This is a genomic window from Streptomyces caeruleatus, from assembly GCF_001514235.1.
In the GTDB taxonomy this organism is placed as follows: domain Bacteria; phylum Actinomycetota; class Actinomycetes; order Streptomycetales; family Streptomycetaceae; genus Streptomyces; species Streptomyces caeruleatus.
The window spans coordinates 159,089-183,884 of record NZ_KQ948934.1; the positions used below are offsets into that span (position 1 = coordinate 159,089).

A 24,796-nucleotide genomic window follows, 5' to 3' on the forward strand; every position below is an offset into this window, starting at 1 on the left:
TCCTACAAGGACTCCGCCGTCCGGTTCGCGTGCACCATGTCGACGAACAGGCCGTGCACACGGTGGTCGCCGGTCAGTTCCGGGTGGAACGACGTGGCCAGTGCGTTGCCCTGGCGGACCGCGACGATGTGGCCGTCGTGCTCGGCGAGGACCTCGGCCTCGGCGCCGACGGACTCGACCCAGGGGGCGCGGATGAAGACGCCCTCCACAGGATCGCCCGTGACGCCCTTCACGTCGACCGCCGCTTCGAAGGACTCGTTCTGACGTCCGAAGGCGTTGCGGCGCACGATCATGTCGATGCCGCCGATCGTCTCCTGGCCCGAACGCGGGTCGAGGATCTTGTCGGCGAGCATGATCATGCCGGCGCAGGTGCCGTAGACGGGCATGCCGTCCCGCACGCGCGCGCGTAGGGGCTCCATCACGCCGAAGAGAACGGCGAGCTTGGAGATGGTCGTGGACTCGCCGCCGGGGATGACGAGCCCGTCGACCTCGGCGAGTTCTTCGGGGCGCCGCACCGGCCTGGCCACGGCGTCGGCCGCGGCCAGGGCGATGAGGTGCTCCCGTACGTCGCCCTGGAGGGCCAGGACGCCTATGACGGGGGTGTTGCTCATGGGATGCAGTGCCTTACCAGCCGCGGTTGGCGTAGCGCTCGGCCTCGGGGAGGGTGTCGCAGTTGATGCCGACCATGGCCTCGCCCAGGTTGCGGGAGGCGTCCGCGATGATCTTCGGGTCGTCGTAGAAGGTGGTGGCCTTCACGATGGCGGCGGCGCGCTTGGCGGGGTCGCCGGACTTGAAGATGCCGGAGCCGACGAAGACGCCCTCGGCCCCGAGCTGGCGCATCAGCGCTGCGTCGGCGGGGGTGGCGACGCCGCCGGCGGAGAACAGCACGACCGGGAGCTTGCCGAGCTCGGAGACTTCCTTGACCAGCTCGTACGGGGCGCGCAGCTCCTTGGCGGCGGCGTACAGCTCGTTGTTGTCGAAGCCGCGCAGCTTGGCGATCTCGTTCTTGATCTGGCGCAGGTGGCGGACGGCCTCGACGACGTTGCCGGTGCCGGCCTCGCCCTTCGAGCGGATCATCGCGGCGCCCTCGGCGATGCGGCGCAGGGCCTCGCCCAGGTTGGTGGCGCCACAGACGAACGGGGTGGTGAAGGCCCACTTGTCGGAGTGGTTGACCTCGTCGGCCGGGGTGAGGACCTCGGACTCGTCGATGTAGTCGACGCCGAGGGACTGCAGGACCTGGGCCTCGACGAAGTGGCCGATGCGGGACTTGGCCATGACCGGGATGGAAACGGCGTCGATGATGCCCTCGATCATGTCCGGGTCGGACATCCGGGCCACGCCGCCGTCCTTGCGGATGTCGGCGGGAACCCGCTCCAGGGCCATGACGGCGACGGCGCCCGCGTCCTCGGCGATCTTCGCCTGCTCCGGCGTGACGACGTCCATGATCACGCCGCCCTTGAGCTGCTCGGCCATGCCGCGCTTCACGCGCGCGGTGCCGGTCTCGGGGGCCTGGTTTTCGGAGATGGACACGGGTGACCTCGCTCGGTGGAAAAGGGGGCTACTGCAAGCATCGAGGAAACGCGAGGGGTGCGGGCCACTTCAAGGGCCAATGGTGAGGCGGTGGATCGTTTTGCCCGAGCCCGGGACCCCGAGCGGCGTTAGTGTCCTGGCATGGAACAGCGCATCAGTCTGGTCACGCTGGGAGTTTCCGATGTGGCGCGCTCGCGTGCCTTCTACGAGGCCCTGGGCTGGCGGGGGCAGGAGGTCGAGGAGACCGTCTTCTTCCAGGCGGGCGGCCTGGCCCTGGTTCTGTGGGGCCGCGACAAGCTCGCGCGGGACTGCGGGCTGACGGACGGCACGGGGGCCGGCTTCGGTGGCATCGCCCTGGCCCACAACGTGGCGTCCGACGCCGAGGTCGACGCCCTGCTGACGGCCGCGGAAGGGGCCGGAGCGACCGTCACCAAGGCCGCGGCCACCAATGCCGTCGGCTTCTACTCGGGGTGCTTCGCCGACCCGGACGGCCATGCCTGGGAGATCGCGCACAACCCCGGCTTCGCGCTCGCCGCCGACGGGGCGCTCATCCTCCCCGACTTCGGCACGTCCTAGGCCGCCCGGTCGGCGAGGGCCACCGGGGGCTCGTCGTCCATCTCGAAGGCCAGCGGGAACGGAGCGTGGCCCGCGAGGCGGAACCAGCGGACCTTGCGGTGCCGGCGCAGGGCCCGGGCGGCCCGTACGGCGTCGTTGTGGAAGCGGCGGGCCATCGGTACCCGGCGCACCGCCTCGGTCAGCTCGCGGGCCGCCTCCTCGCCGCCGGGAGCCTCCCGTACGGCCTCCACCTGCTGGGGCTCCGCGAACACCGCCCGCAGCGCCTGGCTCAGCTCGCTCTCGGCGACCTCCCGCTGTTCCTCCTCGGCCTGCCGCGCGGCGTGGGCCGCCTCGTACAGGACGATCGACGCTGCCGGATCCAGGACGCCGGAGGTGGCCAGTTCCTGGGCCACGGAGGCGCGGCGCAGCAGCTGGGCGTCGAGCGCGGCGCGTGCCGCGTCGATCCTGGCGTGCAGCCGGTCCAGACGGCCTGCGGTCCAGCTCAGGTAGAGGCCGATCGCGACGAGGGCGACGAGGATCCAGATGAGAGTTGCGGTCACGGCGGCACCCTACGCTCCGCGGGGTGAGCCGTTTGTCGCGCGGGGGTTGGCGTTCGTGCGGGGGTGTTGGTGTGGCCGTCACTGGGGGCTGCCGCCCCCAGACCCCCGCTGTCGGCCCTTCGGGCCTCGTCCTCAAACGCCGGACGGGCTGAAGATGCGGCTCGTCCTCAAACGTCGGACGGGCTGAAAAGCCTCAGTCGCGCGCCAGACCCAACCGTGCCCGCAGCCCGCTCCCGCCGCCCCCGGTCCGCTCGTCCGCCGCCACCGCCGCCGCGCCCGCCGTCACCGTCTCGTAGACCGACAGGATGTCCGCACCGACGGTCGACCAGTCGAAGCGGCGCACATGCGCGCTCCCCCGCTCCCGCAGCTCGGCCCGGCGGGCCGGGTCCTCCATGAGGCGTACCGCCGCCTCGGCGAGGGCGTCGGCGTCCTCGTTGGCGAAGAGTTCGCCCGCCGCGCCCTGGTCGAGGACCTGGGCGAAGGCGTCCAGGTCGGAGGCGAGGACCGGGGCGCCGGCCGACATCGCCTCGACCAGGATGATCCCGAAGCTCTCGCCGCCGGTGTTGGGGGCGAGGTACAGGTCGACGCTGCGCAGGAAGCGGGCCTTGTCCTCGTCGCTGATCATGCCGAGGAACTCGACGCGGGAGCGCAGTTCGGCGGGCAGGGACTCGACCGCCTCCTCCTCGTCGCCGCGTCCGGCCACCAGGAGCCTGGTCTGCGGGCGGGCGGCGAGGATCTTCGGCAGGGCCTTCATCAGGACCGGCAGGCCCTTGCGGGGCTCGTCGATGCGGCCCATGAAGCCGATCGTGTCGCCCTGCCAGTCGGGGTTGGGCTCGGCCTTGGCGAAGAAGTCGACGTCGACGCCGTTGGGGATGACCACCGCGTCGCCGCCGAGGTGTTCCACCAGGGTGCGGCGGGCGTACTCGCTCACGGCGATGCGGGCGCTGATCTTCTCCAGGGCCGCCTGGAGGATGGCGTAGGCGGCGATCATCGCCCGGGAACGCGGGTTCGACGTGTGGAAGGTCGCCACGATCGGGCCCTGGGCCGCCCAGCAGGTCAGCAGGCCCAGGGACGGCGAGGCGGGCTCGTGGATGTGGATGACGTCGAACTCGCCCTCGTGCAGCCAGCGGCGCACCCGGGCGGCCGAGAGGAAGCCGAAGTTCAGGCGGGCGACCGAGCCGTTGTACGGGACCGGGACGGCGCGGCCGGCGGAGACCACGTACGGCGGGAGCGGGGTGTCGTCGTCGGCCGGGGCCAGCACGGACACCTCGTGGCCGAGGCGGATGAAGTAGTCGGCGAGGTCGCGGATGTGGAACTGGACACCTCCTGGGACGTCCCAGGAGTACGGGCAGACGATGCCGATCTTCACGGACGCTCTCCGTCCGAGCCGTCACCCGGTCGTGGTTCCAGGTCGGCGAGCCACAAGCGCTGGAGCATGTGCCAGTCCTCCGGATGTTCGGCGATCCCCGTGGCGAAGGCATCGGCCAGCGCCTGTGTCATGACAGACGTCTTCTCGGCCCGGGCGCCTGTCTCCGGTACCTCGATCGGGGGGTGGACACGGCCCTGCATGACCGGGGAGTCGTCGTACCAGAGCGTGACCGGCAGCAGAAGCGCCCCGGTCTGCTGGGCCAGCAGCGCCGGGCCGGCGGGCATCCGGGCCGTGTCCCCGAAGAACTCGACCTCGACGCCGGACGCGGACAGGTCGCGGTCCGACACCAGGCAGACCAGGCCGCCGTCGCGCAGCCTGCGGGCCAGGGTGCCGAAGGCGGTGCCGCCGCTGTGCGGCAGGACCTCCATGCCGAGGCCCTCGCGGTAGGCGACGAAGCGGTCGTAGAGCGTCTCGGGCTTGAGGCGTTCGGCGACCGTCGTGAACGGCGTCTCCAGCTCGGTGGTGACCCAGGCGCCGGCGAGGTCCCAGTTGGCCAGGTGCGGCAGCGCGAGTATCACGCCCTTGCCCGCGGCCAGGCCGTCGGTCAGGTAGTGGACATCCTTGACGTCGAAGCCGCCCTTGACTCGTTCGGCGCTCCAGGCGGGCAGGCGGAAGGACTCCATCCAGTAGCGCAGGTACGAGCGCATGCCCGCGCGCGAGAGCTCGGCCAGGCGCTCCGGGCTCGCGCCCGGCACCACGCGCGCGTAGTTGCTCTCCAGCCGCCGCACGCCCTTGCCGCGCTGCTTCCAGGCGAGGTCGGCGATGGTGCGGCCGAGCCGTACGGCGACGGGCTCGGGGAGCTTCTTGACGGTGCCCCAGCCGAGGCCGTACAGCGCGTCCGTGAGGCGGTCCTGGGCACTCACTTGGCGGCCTCGCTCCCTTGAGAGGCGCTCTGCGGCTTGTCTTTCGCGGCCGCCGCGGCCTCCGCCTCCGCCTCCGCGGACTCACGGCGGACCGTGACGACCCGCTGGATCAGCGTGACGAGGCTGCCGACGGCGACGATCCACAGGGCGACGGGCAGCAGGTACTGGATACCGGGTACGCCGAACTTGTGCAGGCCCGCGAAACCGGCCGCGACCAGCGAGATCACCAGGCGCTCGGCGCGCTCCACGAGGCCGTTGACGGCGACGGGCAGGCCGATCGACTCGCCGCGGGCCTTGGTGTACGACACCACCTGGCCGCTGGCCAGGCAGAAGATCGAGACGGCGCACAGCACGAGGTCGTCGCCGCCACCGGCGTACCAGAGGATGAAGCCGCCGAAGATCGCGCCGTCGGCGACGCGGTCGAGCGTGGAGTCCAGGAAGGCGCCCCAGCGGCTGGAGCGGCCGAGCTGGCGGGCCATGTTGCCGTCGACGAGGTCGGAGAACACGAAGAGCGTGATCACGACCGTGCCCCAGAAGAACTCGCCCATGGGGTAGAAGACCAGCGCGCCCGCGACCACACCGGCCGTGCCGATGAGCGTGACCGTGTCGGGGCTGACGCCCCGCCGGATCAGAAACGCGGCGAACGGTGTGAGGACACGCGTGAAGAATGCACGCGCGTACTTGTTCAGCATGGCCTTCCCGAGGGTCGGTGTGGCCGGGCGGCCCCTGCTGGCCACCGGCTGGCCCATCGTAGCCACGCGCGCGTGCGGGCGGCCGCCGGGCACTCGTACCCGGCGTGAGCGGCCCGGTCCACGGTGCCGGGCGGCGCGATCACGTCCGCCGTATGGACGCACCGTGACGGGAGTGGAAAGCTCGAAGGACCGCGGGCGTCATCGGAGCCGCCATCGCACGCGGATCCGTATGTCCGCGCCCACAGTGACCTCACCGTGCACGGGAGGCAGGATCATGGGCGACAAGGCGAACGCACACCCCGGAGCCGCCGGCAGGGCTACGGCGGCCGACCACCCCGCGTCCGTACGGAATGTGGTGCTGGTCGGCCACTCCGGATCGGGCAAGACCACGTTGGTGGAAGCCCTCGCGCTGACGGCGGGGGCGGTGAACCGGGCGGGCCGTGTGGAGGACGGCGGCACCGTCTCGGACTACGACGAGATCGAGCACCGGCAGCATCGTTCGGTGCAGCTCTCCCTGGTGCCGGTCGAATGGGACGGCATCAAGGTCAACCTTCTGGACACCCCCGGATACGCCGACTTCGTCGGGGAACTCAGGGCCGGTCTGCGAGCGGCGGACGCGGCCCTTTTCGTCGTCTCGGCCTCGGACGGCGTGGACGGCTCGACCCGCATGGTGTGGGAGGAGTGCGCGGCCGTCGGCATGCCGCGCGCGATCGTCGTCACACACCTGGAGTCGGCTCGGGCCGACTACGAGGAGATGACGCGGATCTGCGCGGAGGCCTTCGGCGGGGACGACCCGGACGCCGTGATCCCGTTGTATCTGCCGCTGCACGGCCCGCAGGCACCAGACGGGCACGCGCCCGTGACCGGGCTGATCGGGCTGCTGTCGCAGCAGCTGTTCGACTACGCCTCCGGGGAGCGCAAGGAGGCCGATCCCGGCGAGGAGCAGCTGCCGCAGATCGAGGAGGCCCGCAACCGGCTGATCGAGGGGATCATCTCCGAGTCGGAGGACGAGACCCTGATGGACCGGTATCTCGGCGGCGAACAGATCGACGTCAAGACGCTGATCGAGGACCTGGAGCGGGCGGTCGCGCGGGGCGTCTTCCACCCCGTCCTGGCCGCCGCCCCCGCCACCGACGGAGCCCGGCAGGGGCTCGGCACGGTCGAGCTGCTGGAGCTGATCACGCGCGGGTTCCCGACGCCGCTGGAGCGCGCGGCGCCCTCGGTCACCACGGTCGACGGCAAACCGCGCGAGCTGAGGCTGTGCGACCCGGACGGACCGCTGGTCGCTGAAGTCGTGAAGACCGCGTCCGACCCGTACGTCGGCCGGGTCTCGCTGGTCCGTGTCTTCTCCGGAACCCTGCGCCCCGACGAGACGGTGCACGTCTCCGGGCACGGCCTGGAGGACCGGGGGCACGAGGACCACGACGTCGACGAGCGGATCGGCGCCCTCTCGGCGCCCTTCGGCAAACAGCAGCGCACGCTCAGCCACTGCATCGCCGGTGACCTCGCGTGCGTGGCGAAGCTGAGCCGCGCGGAGACCGGCGACACGCTCTCGGCGAAGGACGACCCGCTGCTGATGGAGCCCTGGCAGATGCCCGACCCCCTGCTGCCGCTCGCCATCCAGGCGCACAGCAAGGCGGACGAGGACAAGCTGTCGCTGGGCCTGTCCCGGCTGGTCGCCGAGGACCCGACGATGCGGCTGGAACAGAACCAGGCCACCCACCAGGTGGTGCTGTGGTGTCTGGGCGAGGCGCACGCGGACGTCGCCCTCGAACGGCTGCGCAGCCGCTACGGCGTCCAGGTCGACGTCGTGCCGCACAGGGTCTCGCTGCGGGAGACGTTCGCGAACAAGTCGGCGGGCCGCGGGCGGCATGTGAAGCAGTCCGGCGGCCACGGGCAGTACGCGATCTGCGAGATCGAGGTGGAACCGCTGCCGGGCGGTTCGGGCATCGAGTTCGTGGACAAGGTCGTCGGCGGCGCGGTGCCGCGGCAGTTCATCCCGTCCGTGGAGAAGGGCGTCCGGGCCCAGGCCGCCAAGGGGGTCGCGGCCGGCCATCCGCTGGTCGACGTCCGGGTCACGCTGCGCGACGGCAAGGCGCACTCGGTGGACTCCTCCGACGCCGCCTTCCAGACGGCCGGCGCGCTCGCGCTGCGCGAGGCGGCGGCCGACACGAGGATCCATCTGCTGGAGCCGGTGGCCGAGGTGTCCGTCCTCGTCGGCGACGACTACGTGGGCGCCGTGATGAGCGACCTGTCCGGGCGGCGCGGCCGCGTCCTCGGCACCGAGCAGACCAGCGGCGGGCGCACGCTCATCAAGGCCGAGGTGCCCGAGATCGAGATCGGGCGGTACGCCGTCGATCTGCGGTCCCTGTCGCACGGCACGGCACGCTTCAACCGTTCGTACGCCCGGCACGAACCGATGCCGGCGCAGATCGCGGAAAGGATTCGTGAAGAGGCGCGCGAAGCCTCGTAGTTGGCGCCGGGCGCCACCAGGTGGCCTGCGGAACGCTCCTCTCCGCGTCGGCGGGCGGCATTGGCCGTCCGCCGACGATTGTCAGTGGCGGGGGATACTCTGAATCATTGATCAACAGGTGTGCGCAGCACGGAAGTCGGGAAGGCCGCAGAAGCGACAGTGCGGCGATCGGGGGCGGGAATGACCGTTGAGAGCGGTTACGCGGACATCTTCGGTCCGCAGGTACCGCGCACGGCCGGAGAGGGTCAGACGGCGACGTTCGCGCTGGCCTCGGCGGCCTACCGGGACAATGCGTTCGAGGACATCAAGAAGGCCGACAACGAATGGCACCAGACCGACGTCAAGGCGGGCCGCAGCTGGGCGAAGATCTTCCGGCCCAACCTGGGTGAGGCCTTCTCCCGGGCCGTGGTCGACCGCATGCTCGGCAGCGGCCGCAAGCCCCTGATCCAGTCCTTCGGCACCGAGCCGCAGGTCGTCGTCGAGCACTGTCTGGCCGCGAACAACATCCGCAAGGCCCGCGACCGGATGCTGAGCGCCATCATGGTGATCTGCGGTGTGCTGTTCCTGCCCGGACTGCTGGTCTGGCTGCTGGTCTTCACGCTGCGCACCACCATCGTCAAGCGGGACGACAAGCGCGGCGGCGCCCTGGCCTCCGTACTGCTGGTCGCGGCGGGCGCGCTCGCCGTGCTGTTCCTGCTGCGTATGCCGTTCAGCGGCTTCTGGGGCTGGTATGCGCGGGCCTCGGTCCTGATGCCGGTGGTCGGCTGGTTCTGGGCCAAGCAGGTCTGCGAGCGCACGGCGAGGGATCTGCGGGAGCGCTGGGACAGCCTGCTGGCCGGCAGCAGCGTCGGCGCGAAGGTGCCGGAGGCGGTGCCGACCAGCCCCACCGAGACCCAGGCCGAGCAACTGCGCCAGTCCCTGGCCAAGTTGAGCGCCGAGCAGCAGTCCAACTCCGTGTTCTACGCCGGCCCCAAGGGGATACTCGGCATGGGCACGCGCTGGGGCAGCTGGCAGCTGGCGGAGGACCTGGTGCCCGCCGATCCCACCCGGGAGATCCACCCGTTCCGCAGCTGGGACGTGATCCGCTCGATCCACGACCAGCTGCGCATGCTGGAGCGCGGCCCGCTGAACACCGGCGGTTTCCCGAAGCCCTCGATACGGCACTGGGTCGTCACGCCGATCGCCGAGGGCGCCAAGGCCGTCTCCCGGCCGGAGGGCACGGACGTCGAGGCGTACCAGGTCAAGTCGCACGCCATACAGGACATCTGCAACAAGCAGCAGTTCGGCAGCGGTGACCGGCACTACCTGGGCGTCCAGTGGACGCTGTGGGACGGCCAGTTGATCATCACGATGCTGATCACGGTGACCGTGCTGCACGAGACACTGCGCATCGAGGTGACCGGACACGCCCTCGGACCCGTGAACGGGCTCTTCCAGCAGAAGCCGGAGGCGCCGACCAAGGAGGTCGCCAAGTCGTTCAAGCCGTGGGAGACCCGCAAGGTGAAGCTTCCGCTGGTCAACACCGACGAGGTGGTACGGCTGGCGGTCCGCGCCCCGATCTCCTGGTATCCCCCGCTGCTCAACTGGCTCGGCGGGACCATAGGACTGCCCGAGCCGTTCGGGCTGCGGCATGCTTGGGCGGATCAGCCGTGGCGGCACCGGTTCATGGCCGACGACGCGCTGCGCGCGGCCGCCCCGGTGCTGCGGGTGGTGCATGCCTCGGCGATCAAGGTGCTGGCGGAGAACGGCGTGGACACGGAGAAGTTCGGTACGCGGTCGTCGTTCCTGAGTACGGCTGTGCAGGATCCGTCGCCTCGGAAGGCGGACGTCTACGACGCGTAGGCCTCCGGCGGTTCAGCCGGGTGGGGTGGGTCTGGGTGGGGCAGGTTTGAGTGAGGTGGGTCTGGGTGGCCGTCCCTGGGGGCTGCGCCCCCAGACCCCCGCTGTCGGCCCTTCGGGCCTCGTCCTCAAACGCCGGACGGGCTGATGGGTCGCATCAAGCCGTCGGCCAGGCTTCCGCCAGCATCTTCCTGGTGTCCGCCAGCAGCTGCGGCAGCACCCGCGTGTGGCCCACCACCGGCATGAAGTTCGTGTCGCCGCCCCAGCGCGGGACGATGTGCTGGTGCAGGTGGGCCGCGATGCCGGCGCCGGCGACCGTGCCCTGGTTCATGCCGATGTTGAAGCCGTGGGCGCCGGAGGCGGTGCGCAGGGCCGTCATCGCCTGCTTGGTCAGGGCGGCGAGCTCGACGGTCTCCGGCTCGGTGAGGTCGGTGTAGTCGGCGACGTGACGGTAGGGCACGACCATCAGGTGGCCGCCGTTGTACGGGTACAGGTTGAGGACCGCGTACACCTGCTCGCCGCGCTTGACGATCAGCCCGTCCTCGTCGGACTTGGCCGGGATCGAGCAGAAGGGGCAGCCGTCGTCCGCTCCGGGACCGGTCGGCTTGTTCTCACCCTGGATGTAGGCCATCCGATGGGGCGTCCACAGACGCTGGAACGCGTCCTGGATCCCCACTCCCCACTGCTGCTCCGGCTCACTCGTCATGCGTGCAGCATATGGCTTCGTCCGTTCGCGGCGTGTCGCCGGGGCTCGCACCCGGTCGGCCCGAGCCAAGCTTGGCCGGTGGACGACGACAGCCGCTTGGCACGCTGGCAGCAGCGCACCGAGATCCCTCTCGGTGTGGCGTCCCTGGTCTTCCTCGCCTCGTACGCGATCCGTGTCCTGGGCCATGGTCATCTCACGGACGCCGTGCTCGACCTCTGCCTGGCCCTGACCTTCACGGCCTGGGCGTTGTTCGGTGTCGACTACGCCGTGCGCTGGCTGCTCAGCGGGCAGCGCTGGGGCTTCGTCCGGCGGCACCCGCTGGACACGGTGGTGCTGTTCCTGCCGCTGCTGCGGCCGCTGCAGATCGTGAAGACGTACGACACCGTCCAGCGCCGGCACGGACGGCCCTGGCTCACCGTGCAAGCGCGCGTGATCGTCTACGCCGGTCTGTCCACCGTCCTCCTCGGCTTCACGGGTGCCCTCTCGGTCTACCACCAGGAGCGCGGGGCGCCGGGCGCGACCATGCGGACCTTCGGGGACGCCCTGTGGTGGACGTGCTCGACGCTCGCCACGGTCGGCTACGGCGACTTCACGCCCGTCACGGTTCGCGGGCGGCTGATCGCCGTAGGGATCATGGCCGTGGGACTGGGCCTGCTCGGGGCCGTGACCGGCACCTTCGCCTCGTGGCTGCTGCAGGCCTTCTCCCGCGAGGAGGACGAAGGGCCCCCGGGGAGCTGAACTCCCCGGGGGCCCTCCACAGGTGCCTGCTGCCGGATCAGACCTGCGTCCGCTCCTCGACGACCTGCGCGATCTTCGCGATGGCCTCGTCGAACGGGATGCCGTTCTCCTGCGAGCCGTCGCGGTAGCGGAAGGAGACGGCGTTGTTCGCCATGTCCTCGTCGCCCGCGATGACCATGAAGGGCACCTTCTGCTTCTGGGCGTTGCGGATCTTCTTCTGCATACGGTCGGAGGAGGAGTCCACCTCGACCCGCAGGCCCTTCTTCTTCGCGGCCGCCGCGAACTTCTCCAGGTAGTCCACGTGCCCGTCACCGATCGGGATGCCGAGCGCCTGGACCGGGGCCAGCCACGCCGGGAAGGCACCCGCGTAGTGCTCGAGCAGCACCGCGAAGAACCGCTCGATCGAGCCGAACAGCGCGCGGTGGATCATGACCGGGCGCTGCTTGGAGCCGTCCGCCGAGGTGTACTCCAGGTCGAAGCGCTCCGGCAGGTTGAAGTCGAGCTGGATGGTCGACATCTGCCAGGTCCGGCCGATGGCGTCCTTGGCCTGGACGGAGATCTTCGGACCGTAGAACGCGGCGCCGCCCGGGTCCGGGACCAGCGGCAGCCCCTGCTTCTCGGCGACCTCGCGCAGCGTCTCCGTCGCCTCCTCCCAGACCTCGTCCGAGCCGACGAACTTCTCCGGGTCCTTGGTGGACAGCTCCAGGTAGAAGTCGGTCAGACCGTAGTCGCGCAGGAGTCCGAGGACGAAGGTGAGCGTCTTGTCGAGCTCCTCCGACATCTGCTCGCGCGTGCAGTAGATGTGCGCGTCGTCCTGGGTGAAGCCACGCGCACGCGTGAGGCCGTGCACGACGCCCGACTTCTCGTACCGGTACACGGTCCCGAACTCGAAGAGGCGCAGCGGCAGTTCGCGGTAGGAACGGCCGCGCGCGTCGAAGATCAGGTTGTGCATCGGGCAGTTCATGGGCTTGAGGTAGTAGTCCACGCCCTCGTCGAGCTGCATGGGCGGGTACATGCCCTCGGCGTACCAGTCCAGGTGACCGGACGTCTCGAAGAGCTTCCCCTTCGTCGCGTGCGGGGTGTAGACGAACTCGTAGCCCTCTTCCTCGTGGCGGCGGCGCGAGTAGTCCTCCATCACGCGGCGGACGATGCCGCCCTTGGGGTGGAAGACCGCGAGGCCGGAGCCGATCTGCTCCGGGATGGAGAACAGGTCCAGCTCGTTGCCCAGCTTGCGGTGGTCGCGCTTCTCGGCCTCGGCGAGGAAGTCGAGGTGTGCCTTCAGCTCGTCCTTGGACGGCCAGGCGGTGCCGTAGATGCGCTGGAGCATCGGGTTCTTCTCGCTGCCGCGCCAGTACGCGGCGGCGTTGCGCATCAGCTTGAACGCCGGGATGTTGCGAGTGGTCGGCAGGTGGGGGCCCCGGCAGAGGTCCTTCCAGCACAGCTCGCCGCTCTTGGCGTCCAGGTTGTCGTAGATCGTCAGCTCACCGGCGCCGACCTCGACGTCCGCGCCGTCGTCGGACGAGGCGGAGCCCTTGAGGCCGATCAGCTCCAGCTTGTAGGGCTCGGCGGCGAGCTCCTCGCGGGCGGCGTCGTCGGTCACGACACGACGGGAGAAGCGCTGCCCCCGCTTCTGGATCTCCTGCATCTTCTTCTCGATGGCCTTGAGATCCTCGGGCGTGAACGGCTTCTCGACGTCGAAGTCGTAGTAGAAGCCGTCCCTGACGGGCGGACCGATGCCCAGCTTGGCCTCGGGGAAGAGCTCCTGCACGGCCTGCGCCATGACGTGTGCGGTGGAGTGGCGGAGGATGTTCAGGCCGTCCTCGGAGGAGATCTCGACGCCCTCGACCTCCTCGCCGTCGGCGAGCACGTACGACAGATCCCTGAGCTCGCCGCCCACGCGCGCGGCGATGATCGAGCGCTCGCCGGCGAAGAGGTCGGCGGCCGTAGTGCCCGTCGTCACCACGCGCTCTTCCCGCTCGGAATCGCGTTGGATGATCACACGGACGTCTGACACCGGTCTCTCCTGACTGAAGGTGGGCCGCACTACCGCGTACGGCATGGCACTGCAATGCCTAAGGATCCTACCGAGCGCAGCACACCCTCCGCGAAACAGTTGCTGTCAGTCCCCCTCCTCCCCGCCACAAGCCCCCTCGAAGAAGTCCAGATCCTCCTGCAGCGACTTCATCAGCCGATCCCGCTCAGCTTCGTCCACCTGCACCGGTACGACCCCGGACGCCCCGGTGACCTTGCGGAAGCCGCCCCGGCTCTCCAGTCGTCCGTGGACCCGCACCGGCAGTCCGACGAGGTGGGCGTGCCCCGCGATGCGGTACGACTCCTCGTCCAGGGTGAGCCGGACGTGCGGGATCTCCGCGCCCGCGAGGACACGCAGCCGTACGGTGCCCTCCCCGCGCGGCCCGGACCTGCGCATCCGCACGACCGTGCCCGTGATCCTGACCGGTACGGAGGGCTCCTCGCGCAGATAGCGGGCGGCGGCCTCGCGCAATACGGGCAGGTCGCCCGGCGAGAACTCGACGGGTTCGACGGCGCTCGCGCAGTCCTCGGGCACTCCGGCCGCAGGAGCCCACTCGACGGCGATGCGCGCGCCTTCCGTACCGCGCACCAACGCCACCAGTGCTTCGGTGAGCTCGCGGCTGACGCCCGCCTCGACGGCGCCGTCGAAGGCGTCCATGCCGCCGGTGGCCCGCTGGTAGTCGATGGCCTCGCGGGCGGCGTACAGGGCTTGGTGGAGGCGCACGGCGAGGGGGCGTCCCGTGCCGACGGGTACGAAGGCGGCGAGGTGGCGGCCGCCGGCCCCGGAGCCGACGAGGACGCTCTCCAGCATCGCGGCGGCGGCGCGGCGGTGCCGGGCGCCGTAGTAGCCGGCACGCGCGCGCGTGGCGAGCGCCGCGGCGAGGAGCATCTGGCGGGCGCCGGTGCGCAGTTCCTCCTCGACGGTCCAGGGCGCGGCGCCGGCCGGTCCGCTGGGCGTGTCCCGCCACCAGCGGATCTCGTCGCTGGGCACGGCGAGCCCGACCAGCACCTCACGGGCGGAGGGCATGCCGCTGCGGGCGAGGGCGATCAGCGCCTCGCCGAGCAGGTCGTCGCTGTCGGGGAAGGCGCGGGACTCGGGGACGAGCAGGCTGGTGCCGTTGCCGCCCGGACCGGGCGGGGTCCAGCGGCCGTAGCGCCCCGCCGCTCCCCCGCGCCGCTGCCAGCCGTGCCGGTGCAGCAGGGCGCTGAGCACGGCGGGGTCGACGTCGCCGGGGTCGGGGGGACGGTCCCAGGACACGTCGACCGGGTGCGGCCGCACTGGGCGCAGGGGTTCCTCCAGCGGGCGGTGCGTCATGGTCTGCCTCCGGTCCCGACCCGCGTCATGATCTCGCAGAGCGCCCGGTCGTCGAAGATGCGTGAGGTCGGTATGCGCACGGTGGTGCGGCGCCGGCCGGTGATCGCGTGCCCGGCGAGGTTGACCCAGTAGCAGCAGTGCCGCAGGTCGAGCCGGTCGTGGCCGGCCCGCAGCCACTGTTCCTGCGAGCGCGGGACGATCATCACGACGAGGATCTTGTGCACCGAGACCGGCGTGCGGGCGAGTTTCGCCAGGTGGTCGTTGTCGAGCGTGAAGGAGAAGAAGCGGCCCGGGGGGTTCGGTGCGAGCTGGTAGGTGGCCTTGAGCTGCACCTTGATGGTCACCTCGTCGTCGACGGTGTGACCGGGCGCGCTGTGGCTGACGTGCCAGTCGATGCCGTTGTCCGGAAACGGCTGGGACAGCGAGCATCCGGACGCCGCCGCTACGGCGTGCAGATAGCCCACCTGCAGTGTCTCCATGCAGGCGGTAGTGGCGAGTGAACCGCGATGGGGGCCCGTTCGTTCGGGCAGCAGCCCGCCCCGCTCGGGCTGCGCTATCGCCATGGCGAACAGCCTTCCAAGCAAAGTGATTCCCCGTACCGGGCCGCTGAACTGCAAAGACCCGCACTCCTGTTGTGTCCTTCCGGCGTACACCGCAAACGGCCCGGGTATCACCAAACGGGCAGAAGACGGAACGTCAGCTGCCGTGGGTGAACGAGGGGTTGTGTAGTTATGGCGTGCTGGTATGAGGGCCCGCTGGCGGCATTCGACACGGAGACGACAGGCGTGGACGTCGAGACCGACCGGATCGTTTCGGCGGCCGTCGTCGTACAGGACGCCCCGGGGACCCGGCCGAGGGTGACCCGGTGGCTGGTGAACCCGGGCGTGCCGGTGCCGGAGGCGGCGACGGCGGTGCACGGACTGACGGAGGAGCATCTTCAGCGCAACGGCCGTTGGCCCGCGCCGGTGGTGCACGAGATAGCCGGCGAGCTGGCGGAGCAGGCGGCCCGGGGACGGCCGGTGGTGGTGATGAACGCGCCGTTCGATCTGACGCTGCTCGACCGCGAGTTGCGCCGCCACCGCGCCTCGTCCCTGGACCACTGGTTCGATGCGACGCCCCTGTTGGTGCTCGACCCACGGGTCCTGGACAAACACCTGGACCGCTACCGCAAGGGCCGCCGCACCCTGACGGACCTGTGCGCGCACTACGACGTCACGCTGGACGGAGCGCACGACGCGGCGGCCGACGCGCTGGCGTCGCTGGAGGTCGTCCGGGCGGTGGGGCGTCGTTTCGCGGCCCGGCTGGAGCGTCTGTCACCGGCCGAGCTGCACACGTTGCAGGCGGTGTGGCACGCGGCGCAGGCACGCGGGCTCCAGGCGTGGTTCGCCCGCAGCGGCAGCGACGAGGCGGTGGACCCGGCGTGGCCACTGCGCCCGGATCTGCCGGCGGCCGCCTAGGCGGTCCGGAACGGCGGAAGCCGAGCGACAAAGAACCGGGGAGCGAAACCGGGCAGCAAGAACAGGGCAGCAAAAAAGCCGGTCCGCTGTGGCGGACCGGCCTTTCCCGGTGGGCGATACTGGGTTCGAACCAGTGACCTCTTCGGTGTGAACGAAGCGCTCTCCCACTGAGCTAATCGCCCGGGAACGGACTGAACAATACAGGTCCCGGCGCGCTTCCTTCAAACCGCTTCCCGCCGACCGGCGAGGTGGGCAAGGAGCCCCCGCCGTCCGGCGCGCATCATCAGCCGGTGGTTGGCCCGGAAGAGGGGTCGTCCCGGCACCGCGAGCCGTCTCAGCAGCGGCTTGTTCACGTCGACGACCTGGTCGTAGCGGGCGAGAGTGCCGGAGCCGTGCGGGGTGATCGTCCAGCGTGCCCAGCCCTCGATGTCTCCGGACATGGCGATCTCCAGGACCCCGGCCGCGCGGTCCCGTCGCACCTCACGCGCCGTGAAGGTCATGTCGTACGGCAGGACGGAGCGGATCGTGATCACGCCACTGGTGTCGTCGATCCGGTCGACCTCGCGCACCTGTGGCCACCAGCGCGGGTAGTCCTCGGCCTCGGCCAGCAGGTCGTAGACGGTGGCGGGCGGGGCGGGCAGGGCCCACAGGCTGCGGAAGCGGTAGTGGCTCCAGTCCATGGCACGAGTCTGCCCCTGTGCAGCGGGTTTCCCCCGTATCTGAGTACGTTCTGAGTACCCGCACTCATGCCCTGCGGCGTGACGCGGGCCACACTCCAGGCATGACGCACATTCCGCCACCGGCCGAGGAGTTGCGGCTCCTCGACCACGAGCTGCGCCAACTGGACGCCCGTCGGGCCCAGTTGCTGCACCGCCGCGCCTGGCTGGTCACGGCCCTGCACGCGGCGGCCATGCCGGCCTCGGCTCCGACGCCCGTCGCAACCCGGCACCCCGAGACCTCGGCGCCCCGGGTCCAGAACGTGCTGCTGCTGCTCGGCGGTGTCCTGCTCACCATCGCCGCGATGGCGTTCACGCTGGTCAGCTGGGGCCACATGGGGATCACCGGGCGGGCCCTGGTGCTCGGCGGGATCACGGTGGCGGTGCTGGCCGCGCCGGTGCAGCTGTTGAAGCGCGGGCTGCGGTCGACGGCCGAGTCGGTGGCGGGCCTCGGGCTCGCGCTGACCGTGCTCGACGCGTACGCCCTGCACGAGGTCGCGCTGACCGACGTGGACGCCACGGGTTACGTCGCGGCCGCTTCCGCCGCGCTGGCGGCCCTGTGGACGGCGTACGCCTTGCTGCCGCGCACCTCCACGCTTCGTCTGCCCCTACCCGCCGCCCTGATCGCCGCCCAACTTCCCCTGACGCTCTGGGCGGTGGCCGCCGACGCCGGTCTGTACGGGATCGCCGCGGCCGTGCTGGTGACGGCCGGGTTCGACACGGTTGTGGCGCTCCGGGTGCCCGCGAAGTCCGTACGGATCACCGCGATGACCGGTGCGTACGGCATGGGCGCGTGGGGCGTGTGTGCCGCCGGCTGGCTGTCCTGGACGGCCACCGGCCCGAGCGCCGCCGCCCGTGCGGCGGCGCTCCTCCTCCTCGCCGCCGGCATCGCGCTGACGGCTGCGTGGCAGCAGGTCGCCGAGAAGCAGGCGGCGGGGCTCACCGTGACCGCCGGCCTGCTCGCGGTCGCCGCGACCGGGGGCACGGCCCGCTCCGTGCTGCCGGACGCGTGGACGGTTCCGGCGTATCTGGCCTGCGGGATCGCCCTGTTGGCGACGGTACGGCTGGGCCGGCTGCCGCAGACGGTACGGCTCGGGCTGACCCGCGCCTCCGTCGCCGTACAGGCGCTCGCCCTGCTCTGGACGCTGCCCCTGGTGGGCGTCACGCTGCTGGGTCCGCTCGCGTGGGCGGATCAGGTGTGGTCCGGGGCGCCGGGTGACGTGCGTGCGGCCGTGACGGTGTCCATGCCGTGGCCGCCCCACGCGGAAACGGTGCCCGTCGTCCTGGCCGTCGTCGCCATGGTGCTGGCCCTCGCGGTACGGGACACCGTCTGGCGGCCTCGTGCCCTGAACGGTGTGCTGGTGCTGGCGTGGGCGACGGCGCTGACGCTTCCGTCGGTGCTCGAAGTCCCTTACGTGGCAGGCCTGGTGGCCCTCGGCCTCACCACGGCCGGCGCGCTCGCGGCAGCCGCGTGGACACGCCCGTCCGAGCGCCCCGAGGCGACCCCGCCCCCTCAGCCGGCCCCGGCCCTCGGCTTCCCCAGCCCGCGCCCGACCGCCACGACCCTCGCCGTCCTCACCTCCCTCACCCTCGCCTTGCTCTCCCTGACCGGTGAGCCCGCGACCCTCGCCGTGCTGTCCACGCTCACCGCACTGTTCGCCGCCGCCTCCTGGAGGCCGCACCTCGCCCCGGTCACGGCCCCGACCGCACTCGCGTACGCCGCCGTATTGGCCTGCGCGACAGGTGCCGCGGCCGACTGGCAGCCGCAGTACACCGCCCTGCTGGTCCTGACGGTCCCGGTGGCGGCGGCCTTGCTCGCGGCACGCCTCGGGGGTTCGCCCACGACGATCCCGGTGGAGATCACCGGCGCGCTCGCCGGACTGCTCGCCGTCGCGCTGGCCGCGGCCTCGGCCGACCTGCCGATGCTCGCCCTGGTCCTGGCACTGTGCGGCGTGATCACCGCCGGTACGGCGGTCCGCGCCGACCGCCGCCCCGTCGCCCACGTCTCCGCCGCGCTCTTCGTGCTGGCCGCCTGGGTGCGCCTGGCGGCCTGGGACATCGGGACGCCCGAGGCATACACCCTGCCGGTCTCCGTCCCCGCGCTGCTCGTCGGCGCCCTGCGCAGGCGCCGCGACCCGCAGGCCTCGTCCTGGACGGCGTACGGCCCCGGTCTCGCCGCCACGCTCGTGCCGAGCCTCGTCACGGCGTGGGGCGACCCGGACTGGACGCGCCCCCTGCTGCTGGGCCTCGCCGCCCTTGCCCTCACCCTCCTGGGCGCCGGCCACCACCTGCAGGCCCCGCTGCTCCTCGGCGGCACGGTCCTCGCCCTGGACGCGCTGCACGAACTCGCCCCGTACCTCGTCCAGGTCACCGATGCCCTCCCCCGCTGGGCACCGCCCGCCCTGGCCGGCCTGCTGCTGCTCGCACTGGGAGCGACGTACGAGCAACGCCTCAGGGACGCCCGAAGGATGCGGGACTTCTTGGGCAACATGCGCTGAAGCGCCCCGTCAGGGGCGTGGGGAACTGCGCGACCGGCCACAACGGTCCCGCAGTTCCCCACGAGCCGTTACGGCATCCTGTCCCCAAGCAGCGCCAGATTCTCGATGGCCGCAAGCCCGTACAGCGCGGTGTCGTTCGTCGACACCCAAGCGGCCTCACTACCCGGAACCAAGGCAGCCGGCCCGCTCAGCTCCTCCGTCTTCCAGGGCGCCGACTCCTTGTACCCGTCGGAGTTGTAGAACTTCTCCCACGCCCGCTTGGCGAGCTTCTCGTCCCCCGTCTGCACGGCGGCGTACGCGTCGAGGCGCGAGTGTCCCTGGAAGAGCAGCAGCGTCCCGAAGTTGGAGCCGTAGCGTGCCGCCTGCTCGGCCTTGGTGGCGTTGAAGTAGCGGCAGTAGTCGAAGTACGCCTCGTTGAACTTCGGCATGTCGACGAGGTCGATGAGCTCGGCGCACAGTTCGTTGAGCCCGAACACCGCGGACAGGTGGGAGACGCCGACCACCGGCTCCGCGGCGACCGCGAACTTCCCCGTGTCGAGGTCGTACAGCCCCGTGCCCTGCACGAACCCGTTCGGCTGGGCGGCGATCGTCTCCATGGTGGACAGCACCCGCGCCTTGGCCTTCTCCCACTTCGGGCCCTTGCGCTCCCACTCCGTCAGCCAGGCCGACACGAGCCCGCTCCAGTCCGTGCCGAAGCCGATCGACAGCGCGTGCCGGTCGGGGGTGTAGGGCTCGGTGCGGATCTTGCGGATCGGGTCGAGAACGAGGAACGTCTCGTCGGAGTCGACGTTGGCGTGCATGAGGTCGCCGACGCGCTCGTCGGCGGTGAGGAAGTAGTAGTAGCGGCGGTACGTGGTGTTGGCGATGCGCTGCTGCTTGGCGCTGTCGGCGTAGTGCTGGACGCCGTGCCGGGTGCCGAGACCGGCCCACTTCCCGAGGTGGTAGACGTCGACCTCACCGGTGTGCCGGGTCATCGCCTCGGCGAACCGGAAGATGTCCGCGCGCCCGGAGCGCAGATACGCGAACCACAGCCACAGGTCCGGCGAGAGCTCGGAGTTGTCCCAGGCGTAGCCGCCGATGTCGTACCGCCACTGGTGCCGGACGGTGTCATAGGTGTGCATGATGTCGCCGTAGTCCCAGAAGCCGTACCAACGGCGCTGCTCCACCTGGTCCTTGTAGTAGGTGAAGAGGAAGTCCAGGTGGTCCTCGATCTTCGCCTTGGCCGGGGTGGAGCGGTCCGGCTCGGAGTACAGGCCGGGCCCGAAGACTTTGGCCTTGATGAGCTGCTTGGGCGGGGCGGCGAGCTGCGGCAGCACGCGTACGGCCTCGACCTGCTGGGCCAGGGCCTCGGGTGAGGGAGTGGACTCGTTCGCCCAGAACAGCAGCTCCGAGGTACGGGCGATGCCGTACGGCGTGCCGAACTCCGGCTCGTAGTCCTCGTAGGTGATGTTGAGGCCTTCGAGCTGCTCGGGGTAGGTGTCCTGGCCCATGCCGTCGTGGTAGAAGCGCAGGTCCATGGGCTGTGCCTCGGGCGACCAGAGCCACATGGTGACCTCGGCCGCTTCGGTCTGGGCGTCACGGATGTCGAGCTGGGCGGGGAACTTCTCCCAGAAGTCCCGCAGCCCGAAGGACAGTCCGCCGCTGACGCCTCCGACGTAGCCGAAGCCGGAGGCGCGCTTGCCGCCGCCGGCGCCGATCCAGCCGTGGCCCTTCTTCGTCCGCTTGCGCAGCGTGAAGCCGTCGGCGGAGAGCTGGGAGAGGGTGTAGTCGCCCCACTCGGGGATGTACTGGAGGCGGGTGGTGACCCGCTGGTCCCAGGTGGACGGGTCGGGCAGCTTCTCGCCCGCGAACTGCGCGGCCTGTACGGCGGCCCCCGGGTCGCGGCGCAGTCCGGTGATGCCCTTGACGGCCTCGCGGAGCATGCCGGTGCCGTCGCCGCCGATGCGGATGTGGCGATCGTAGGACTGGTCGCGCATCGGCACGGTGAAGCGCACGCCGATGCCGCGGATGAAGTCGCCGCTGGCCTTGCCGGGCTCCTGGGTGCCGTCGAAGGTGATGGTGTGCACCATGCGGAAGGAGTCGGCGCCCGCGTAGAAGTAGAGGCGGATGGAGAAGGGGAGCCAGCTGCGGCTGCCCTTGCGGTGCTTGCCGTCGATACGGACGACCGCGCGGACGGGGCCCTCCTGTTCGACCTCGACCTTCGAGATGGCTCCTTCGAAGCGCTCGGTCTTGACCGAACCCTGGTCCTCGTCCTCGATCTCGGGCTGGCGGATCAGGACGAGACGGCCGTTCCTGGCGATCTCCGTCGAGCCTCGCATGACCGACTTGACGAGGGTGGCGCCGGACTTGCCGATCTTCGCCGTGATGACGCCGGTCGAGACGTCGATCGTCCCGCCGCTCTTGTCGACGGTGACCTTCTTCTCCGGTACGGCGGCGTCGCCGGCGGCGAGGGTGAGCTTGCCGTTGCCGGAACTCACCGCGTGGGCCGTCCACTTGAGGGATCCGTCGGGCCAGTAGGCGATCGGCCAGGACTGCACGGGCACGGACTTGCCGTCCGCGTCCGTGAGCGCGAAGGTCTGGTCCTGCTGGTAGGCGCCCTTCGGCCAGGGCACGCCGACGGTGGAGCCGGGCGCGGCACCGAGGCCGCCGTCCTCCAGCCAGTCCAGGATGACGGGGCCTTCGTCGGCCTCGGCGGCTCTGGGGGCGGCCTGCGCGTCCTTGGCTCCTAGCGCCCAGCTGAACTGCGCGGCGGCTCCGGCGACGGCGGCCGCCTTGAGGATGGACCTACGGGGGATGGGAGACATGAGAAGTCCGGCCTTTCCTTCCGTACGGGGGATGCGAGCTAGGTAGTCAGGGGCATGACAGCGAGAGGTGCGGCGCCCGGGGCGCCGACCTGGTGCGAGGGCAGCGGCGTGTCAGCGGTGCCGGTGGCGCTGCTCCACGGCGACGGCGGCCGCCGCGACGGCCCCCAGGACGGGGACCGCCAGCGGCGGGGCGAACCAGGCGGACAGGGCCACGACGGCCAGCCCGCAGACGACCAGGAACGACCCGGCGGGATCGAGCACGGTCCGCCGCCCTGCCTCCGCGAGCAGCGCCCGCCAGGCCGCGCCCGGCGTCCAGACGGCGGCCGCCCGCAGCAGGGCGACGGTGGCCGCGATCAGCGCGAAGACGCCGACGGCTCCGACGAGCGGCCCGCCGGGAATCCCGGCCCGAGCGGCCAGGACGTCCACCCAGACCGCGGCCGCCACCGCCCACCCGGCGAGCCCGACGGCCCACCCGCCGCGCACGGCCGCCCGGAAGTCCGCGACGAACTCGCGCAGACCACCGCCCTCGTGGGTGGTACGACGCCGCAGGTGCCGTGCGCCGGCCGCGAAGGCCGCGGGGTAGGTGACGATCCCGAGGCAGGCCACGGCGATCCACACGCCGGTGAGCAGGGTCTCGGCGAAGACCGAGAAGCGCTCGCCGAACACGGACTCCTTGCGCCGGGACTCCTTGCGCCGGAACTCCTTGCGCGGTGCGCGGGCCTTCACGTGTGCTTGCGCCATGGTGACCGCCTCAGCCCTTTCACTTCAGTCCGGACGTCGCCATGCCGTCGATGAGATAGCGCTGGAAGGCCATGAAGAAGGCGATGACCGGCACCAGCGCCACCAGGGACATCGCGATCATGCTGCCGTAGTTGGAGATGCCCTCCTGGTCGCGGAACATCATCAGGCCGAGCGAGACGGTGTACTTCTCGGGGGTGTTGAGGTAGATCAGCGGCCCCATGAAGTCGTTCCAGGCGTTGATGAAGGTGAAGATCGCGCTGGTGATGATCGCGGGCCGGCTCAGCGGCAGCACGATCGACCAGTAGGTGCGCAGATGCCCGCAGCCGTCGAGCTTGGCGGCCTCGTCCAGTTCGCGCGGCAGTCCCCGCATGAACTGCACCATCAGGAACACGAAGAAGGCTTCCGTGGCCAGGAACTTGCCCGCGACGAGCGGCACCAGGGTGTCGGTGAGCTCCAGGTTGCGGAACAGCACGTACTGCGGGATGAGCAGTACGTGGTACGGCAGCAGCAGGGTGCCGATCATCAGGGTGAAGAGCAGGTTCCGCCCGGCGAACCGGATCTTGGCGAAGGCGTACGCGGTCAGGGAGCTGGACAGGACGACACCGACCACGGCGAGGCCGGCGTACATCAGCGAGTTCCAGAAGAAGCTGCTGATGGAGATGCCGGAGATACCGTCGGCGAGCCCGGAGAAGTTCGCCCAGACCGGCTTGGTGGGCAGCAGGTCGAGGCTGGCGATGATGTCCTTGCTCGGCTTGAACGAGGCGCCGACCACCCAGATCACGGGATAGAGGACGACCGCGAGGACGGCGAGCGCGCCCACGTGCCAGGCGATCGATCCGGTGCGCCGCCGCTCGTTCGCGGTGTGCAGGGCGGGGCTGGTGGCGGTGGTCACTTGGCGGCCTCCTCGTAGTGCACCCACTTCTTCTGCGACCAGAACAGGACCGCCGTGACGAGCGCCACCGCGATCACCAGCGTCCAGGCCATCGCGGAGGCGAAGCCCATCTGGGCCTCCTTGAAGCCCTTCTGGTAGAGGTAACAGGTGTAGACGAGCGTGGCGTCGGCGGGTCCGCAGCGGGTGTCGGAGACGACGTAGGCGGAACCGAACACCTGGAACGCGTGGATGGACTCCAGCAGCACGTTGAAGAACAGCACCGGGGAAATCATCGGCAGCGTGATGTTCCAGAACCGCCTGAGCGGACCGGCCCCGTCCACCTCGGCGGCCTCGTACAACTCCTGCGGGACCTGCTTGAGGCCGGCCAGGAAGATGACCATGGGCGCGCCGAACTGCCAGATGCTCAGGGCGACCAGGGCGTAGATGACGTAGTCCGGGTTGCCGATCCAGCCGCCCACGTCGAGCCCGAAGATCTTCTGCCCGCGGTCCACGATCGCGTCGTCCGAGAACAGCGCCCGCCACACGAAGCCGACGGAGACGCTGGCACCGATGAGCGACGGCATGTAGAACGCGGCCCGGTACAGGCCCTGACCGCGCCGCTTCTGTGCGAGCAGCAGCGCCACGCCGAGCGCGAGCAGCAGCTTCAGGGGCGTGGCCACGACGACGTACTTCAGCGTGACCTCGACCGACTTCTGCCAGCGCGGGTCCTGGAACATCGTCGTGAAGTTGTCAAGACCCACCCACTGGGGCGGGGTGAACAGGTTGTAGCTGGTGAACGCGTAGTACAGCGAGGCGACCATCGGCCCCGCCGTGAGCAGCAGGAACCCCGCGATCCACGGCGACATGAAGAGATAGCCGGCGAGGTTCTCGCGGCGCCGCCCGCGCCGCCCGGCGGCGGGAGCGGCGGACCGCTTCCCGGCCGGGCGCACGGGCGCTTCCTTGACAAGCGTCATGGTG

21 protein-coding genes and 1 tRNA gene are annotated in these 24,796 nt (G+C 70.7%); 6 read left to right on the top strand and 16 right to left on the bottom strand.

The genetic code is table 11. The features are described 5' to 3' along the window. Window positions 1-2 precede the first annotated feature (2 nt). Both pdxT and pdxS read right to left on the bottom strand, forming a co-directional pair. Window positions 3-611, bottom strand: coding sequence for a pyridoxal 5'-phosphate synthase glutaminase subunit PdxT (gene pdxT, locus AQJ67_RS30670; RefSeq protein ID WP_062722595.1), 609 nt, complete (start codon window positions 609-611; stop codon window positions 3-5). 13 nt (window positions 612-624) lie between these two features. Continuing rightward, window positions 625-1,530 (bottom strand): pyridoxal 5'-phosphate synthase lyase subunit PdxS, encoded by a 906-nt coding sequence (gene pdxS / locus AQJ67_RS30675; protein ID WP_062154397.1) that lies wholly within the window; start codon window positions 1,528-1,530, stop codon window positions 625-627. A gap of 141 nt (window positions 1,531-1,671) precedes the next feature. On the opposite strand from pdxS, the gene AQJ67_RS30680 reads away from it, so the two are divergent. Then, window positions 1,672-2,106 (top strand): VOC family protein, encoded by a 435-nt coding sequence (locus AQJ67_RS30680; protein ID WP_062722596.1) that lies wholly within the window; start codon window positions 1,672-1,674, stop codon window positions 2,104-2,106. On the opposite strand, the gene AQJ67_RS30685 is transcribed toward AQJ67_RS30680, so the two are convergent. The 4 genes from AQJ67_RS30685 to pgsA form a co-directional block, all read right to left on the bottom strand. Then, a complete protein-coding gene (locus tag AQJ67_RS30685; protein ID WP_062722597.1) occupies window positions 2,103-2,645 on the bottom strand; it encodes a LemA family protein in 543 nt (180 codons plus the stop codon). The genes AQJ67_RS30680 and AQJ67_RS30685 overlap by 4 nt on opposite strands. A gap of 193 nt (window positions 2,646-2,838) precedes the next feature. Then, complete coding sequence (locus AQJ67_RS30690; RefSeq protein WP_062722598.1) at window positions 2,839-4,014, bottom strand: glycosyltransferase family 4 protein; 1,176 nt, start codon at window positions 4,012-4,014, stop codon at window positions 2,839-2,841. Then, window positions 4,011-4,937 (bottom strand): phosphatidylinositol mannoside acyltransferase, encoded by a 927-nt coding sequence (locus tag AQJ67_RS30695; RefSeq protein WP_062722599.1) that lies wholly within the window; start codon window positions 4,935-4,937, stop codon window positions 4,011-4,013. Before AQJ67_RS30695 ends, AQJ67_RS30690 begins: the two co-directional genes overlap by 4 nt. Then, window positions 4,934-5,686 carry a phosphatidylinositol phosphate synthase gene (gene pgsA, locus AQJ67_RS30700; RefSeq protein ID WP_062722600.1) on the bottom strand — a complete coding sequence of 251 codons (753 nt, stop codon included), beginning with the start codon at window positions 5,684-5,686 and terminating at the stop codon, window positions 4,934-4,936. Before pgsA ends, AQJ67_RS30695 begins: the two co-directional genes overlap by 4 nt. A 217-nt stretch (window positions 5,687-5,903) precedes the next feature. On the opposite strand from pgsA, the gene AQJ67_RS30705 reads away from it, so the two are divergent. Then, complete coding sequence (locus AQJ67_RS30705) at window positions 5,904-8,102, top strand: elongation factor G-like protein EF-G2 (RefSeq protein WP_062722601.1); 2,199 nt, start codon at window positions 5,904-5,906, stop codon at window positions 8,100-8,102. A 180-nt stretch (window positions 8,103-8,282) separates the two neighbouring features. Next, on the top strand, window positions 8,283-9,944 hold the full coding sequence (locus AQJ67_RS30710) for a hypothetical protein (RefSeq protein WP_062722602.1): 1,662 nt from the start codon (window positions 8,283-8,285) through the stop codon (window positions 9,942-9,944). 154 nt (window positions 9,945-10,098) lie between these two features. On the opposite strand, the gene AQJ67_RS30715 is transcribed toward AQJ67_RS30710, so the two are convergent. Beyond that, a complete protein-coding gene (locus AQJ67_RS30715) occupies window positions 10,099-10,647 on the bottom strand; it encodes an HIT family protein (protein ID WP_062722603.1) in 549 nt (182 codons plus the stop codon). Between the two features lie 78 nt (window positions 10,648-10,725). Here AQJ67_RS30715 and AQJ67_RS30720 point away from each other — a divergent pair, with 78 nt between their 5' ends. Beyond that, window positions 10,726-11,385 (top strand): potassium channel family protein, encoded by a 660-nt coding sequence (locus AQJ67_RS30720; protein ID WP_062722604.1) that lies wholly within the window; start codon window positions 10,726-10,728, stop codon window positions 11,383-11,385. Between the two features lie 37 nt (window positions 11,386-11,422). On the opposite strand, the gene thrS is transcribed toward AQJ67_RS30720, so the two are convergent. The 3 genes from thrS to AQJ67_RS30735 all read right to left on the bottom strand — a co-directional run bounded on the left by thrS (window position 11,423) and on the right by AQJ67_RS30735 (window position 15,294). Further along, window positions 11,423-13,399, bottom strand: a complete 1,977-nt coding sequence (gene thrS, locus AQJ67_RS30725; RefSeq protein ID WP_062722605.1) for a threonine--tRNA ligase — start codon at window positions 13,397-13,399, stop codon at window positions 11,423-11,425. A 105-nt stretch (window positions 13,400-13,504) separates the two neighbouring features. Then, window positions 13,505-14,731, bottom strand: coding sequence for a hypothetical protein (locus AQJ67_RS30730; RefSeq protein ID WP_062722606.1), 1,227 nt, complete (start codon window positions 14,729-14,731; stop codon window positions 13,505-13,507). Next, on the bottom strand, window positions 14,728-15,294 hold the full coding sequence (locus AQJ67_RS30735) for a DUF4365 domain-containing protein (protein ID WP_062722607.1): 567 nt from the start codon (window positions 15,292-15,294) through the stop codon (window positions 14,728-14,730). The genes AQJ67_RS30730 and AQJ67_RS30735 overlap by 4 nt, the downstream gene beginning before the upstream one ends. Window positions 15,295-15,462: 168 nt before the next feature. Between AQJ67_RS30735 and AQJ67_RS30740 the strand changes: the two genes are divergently transcribed. Continuing rightward, complete coding sequence (locus AQJ67_RS30740) at window positions 15,463-16,188, top strand: 3'-5' exonuclease (protein ID WP_062722608.1); 726 nt, start codon at window positions 15,463-15,465, stop codon at window positions 16,186-16,188. Between the two features lie 110 nt (window positions 16,189-16,298). On the opposite strand, the gene AQJ67_RS30745 is transcribed toward AQJ67_RS30740, so the two are convergent. Continuing rightward, window positions 16,299-16,370 (bottom strand) — tRNA-Val (locus AQJ67_RS30745). A gap of 39 nt (window positions 16,371-16,409) precedes the next feature. Further along, window positions 16,410-16,868, bottom strand: a complete 459-nt coding sequence (locus AQJ67_RS30750; RefSeq protein ID WP_062722609.1) for an SRPBCC family protein — start codon at window positions 16,866-16,868, stop codon at window positions 16,410-16,412. A 101-nt stretch (window positions 16,869-16,969) separates the two neighbouring features. Between AQJ67_RS30750 and AQJ67_RS30755 the strand changes: the two genes are divergently transcribed. After that, entirely contained in the window at window positions 16,970-19,402 is a 2,433-nt protein-coding gene (locus AQJ67_RS30755) for an SCO7613 C-terminal domain-containing membrane protein (protein WP_062722610.1), read from the top strand. A 68-nt stretch (window positions 19,403-19,470) separates the two neighbouring features. Here AQJ67_RS30755 and AQJ67_RS30760 read toward each other — a convergent pair whose 3' ends face one another. From AQJ67_RS30760 to AQJ67_RS30775, 4 genes are all read right to left on the bottom strand, one after another. Continuing rightward, the gene (locus tag AQJ67_RS30760; protein WP_062722611.1) at window positions 19,471-22,206 is read right to left on the bottom strand and encodes an exo-rhamnogalacturonan lyase family protein; all 2,736 of its coding nucleotides are present in this window, start codon (window positions 22,204-22,206) and stop codon (window positions 19,471-19,473) included. A 111-nt stretch (window positions 22,207-22,317) separates the two neighbouring features. Further along, entirely contained in the window at window positions 22,318-22,947 is a 630-nt protein-coding gene (locus AQJ67_RS30765) for a hypothetical protein (RefSeq protein WP_062722612.1), read from the bottom strand. 19 nt (window positions 22,948-22,966) lie between these two features. Further along, window positions 22,967-23,839 carry a carbohydrate ABC transporter permease gene (locus tag AQJ67_RS30770; protein ID WP_062722613.1) on the bottom strand — a complete coding sequence of 291 codons (873 nt, stop codon included), beginning with the start codon at window positions 23,837-23,839 and terminating at the stop codon, window positions 22,967-22,969. Next, window positions 23,836-24,792 (bottom strand): carbohydrate ABC transporter permease, encoded by a 957-nt coding sequence (locus AQJ67_RS30775; RefSeq protein WP_062722614.1) that lies wholly within the window; start codon window positions 24,790-24,792, stop codon window positions 23,836-23,838. Before AQJ67_RS30775 ends, AQJ67_RS30770 begins: the two co-directional genes overlap by 4 nt. Between the last annotated feature and the right edge of the window lie 4 nt (window positions 24,793-24,796).

Coding starts and splice junctions, on each gene's coding strand:
- AQJ67_RS30750 (WP_062722609.1), bottom strand. CDS start 16,868: ATGGACTGGAGCCACTACCGCTTCCGCAGCCTGTGGGCCCTGCCCGCC.
- AQJ67_RS30715 (WP_062722603.1), bottom strand. CDS start 10,647: ATGACGAGTGAGCCGGAGCAGCAGTGGGGAGTGGGGATCCAGGACGCG.
- AQJ67_RS30765 (WP_062722612.1), bottom strand. CDS start 22,947: ATGGCGCAAGCACACGTGAAGGCCCGCGCACCGCGCAAGGAGTTCCGG.
- AQJ67_RS30710 (WP_062722602.1), top strand. CDS start 8,283: ATGACCGTTGAGAGCGGTTACGCGGACATCTTCGGTCCGCAGGTACCG.
- AQJ67_RS30730 (WP_062722606.1), bottom strand. CDS start 14,731: ATGACGCACCGCCCGCTGGAGGAACCCCTGCGCCCAGTGCGGCCGCAC.
- AQJ67_RS30760 (WP_062722611.1), bottom strand. CDS start 22,206: ATGTCTCCCATCCCCCGTAGGTCCATCCTCAAGGCGGCCGCCGTCGCC.
- AQJ67_RS30680 (WP_062722596.1), top strand. CDS start 1,672: ATGGAACAGCGCATCAGTCTGGTCACGCTGGGAGTTTCCGATGTGGCG.
- AQJ67_RS30735 (WP_062722607.1), bottom strand. CDS start 15,294: ATGGCGATAGCGCAGCCCGAGCGGGGCGGGCTGCTGCCCGAACGAACG.
- AQJ67_RS30740 (WP_062722608.1), top strand. CDS start 15,463: ATGGCGTGCTGGTATGAGGGCCCGCTGGCGGCATTCGACACGGAGACG.
- AQJ67_RS30705 (WP_062722601.1), top strand. CDS start 5,904: ATGGGCGACAAGGCGAACGCACACCCCGGAGCCGCCGGCAGGGCTACG.
- AQJ67_RS30775 (WP_062722614.1), bottom strand. CDS start 24,792: ATGACGCTTGTCAAGGAAGCGCCCGTGCGCCCGGCCGGGAAGCGGTCC.
- pdxT (WP_062722595.1), bottom strand. CDS start 611: ATGAGCAACACCCCCGTCATAGGCGTCCTGGCCCTCCAGGGCGACGTA.
- pgsA (WP_062722600.1), bottom strand. CDS start 5,686: ATGGGCCAGCCGGTGGCCAGCAGGGGCCGCCCGGCCACACCGACCCTC.
- AQJ67_RS30755 (WP_062722610.1), top strand. CDS start 16,970: ATGACGCACATTCCGCCACCGGCCGAGGAGTTGCGGCTCCTCGACCAC.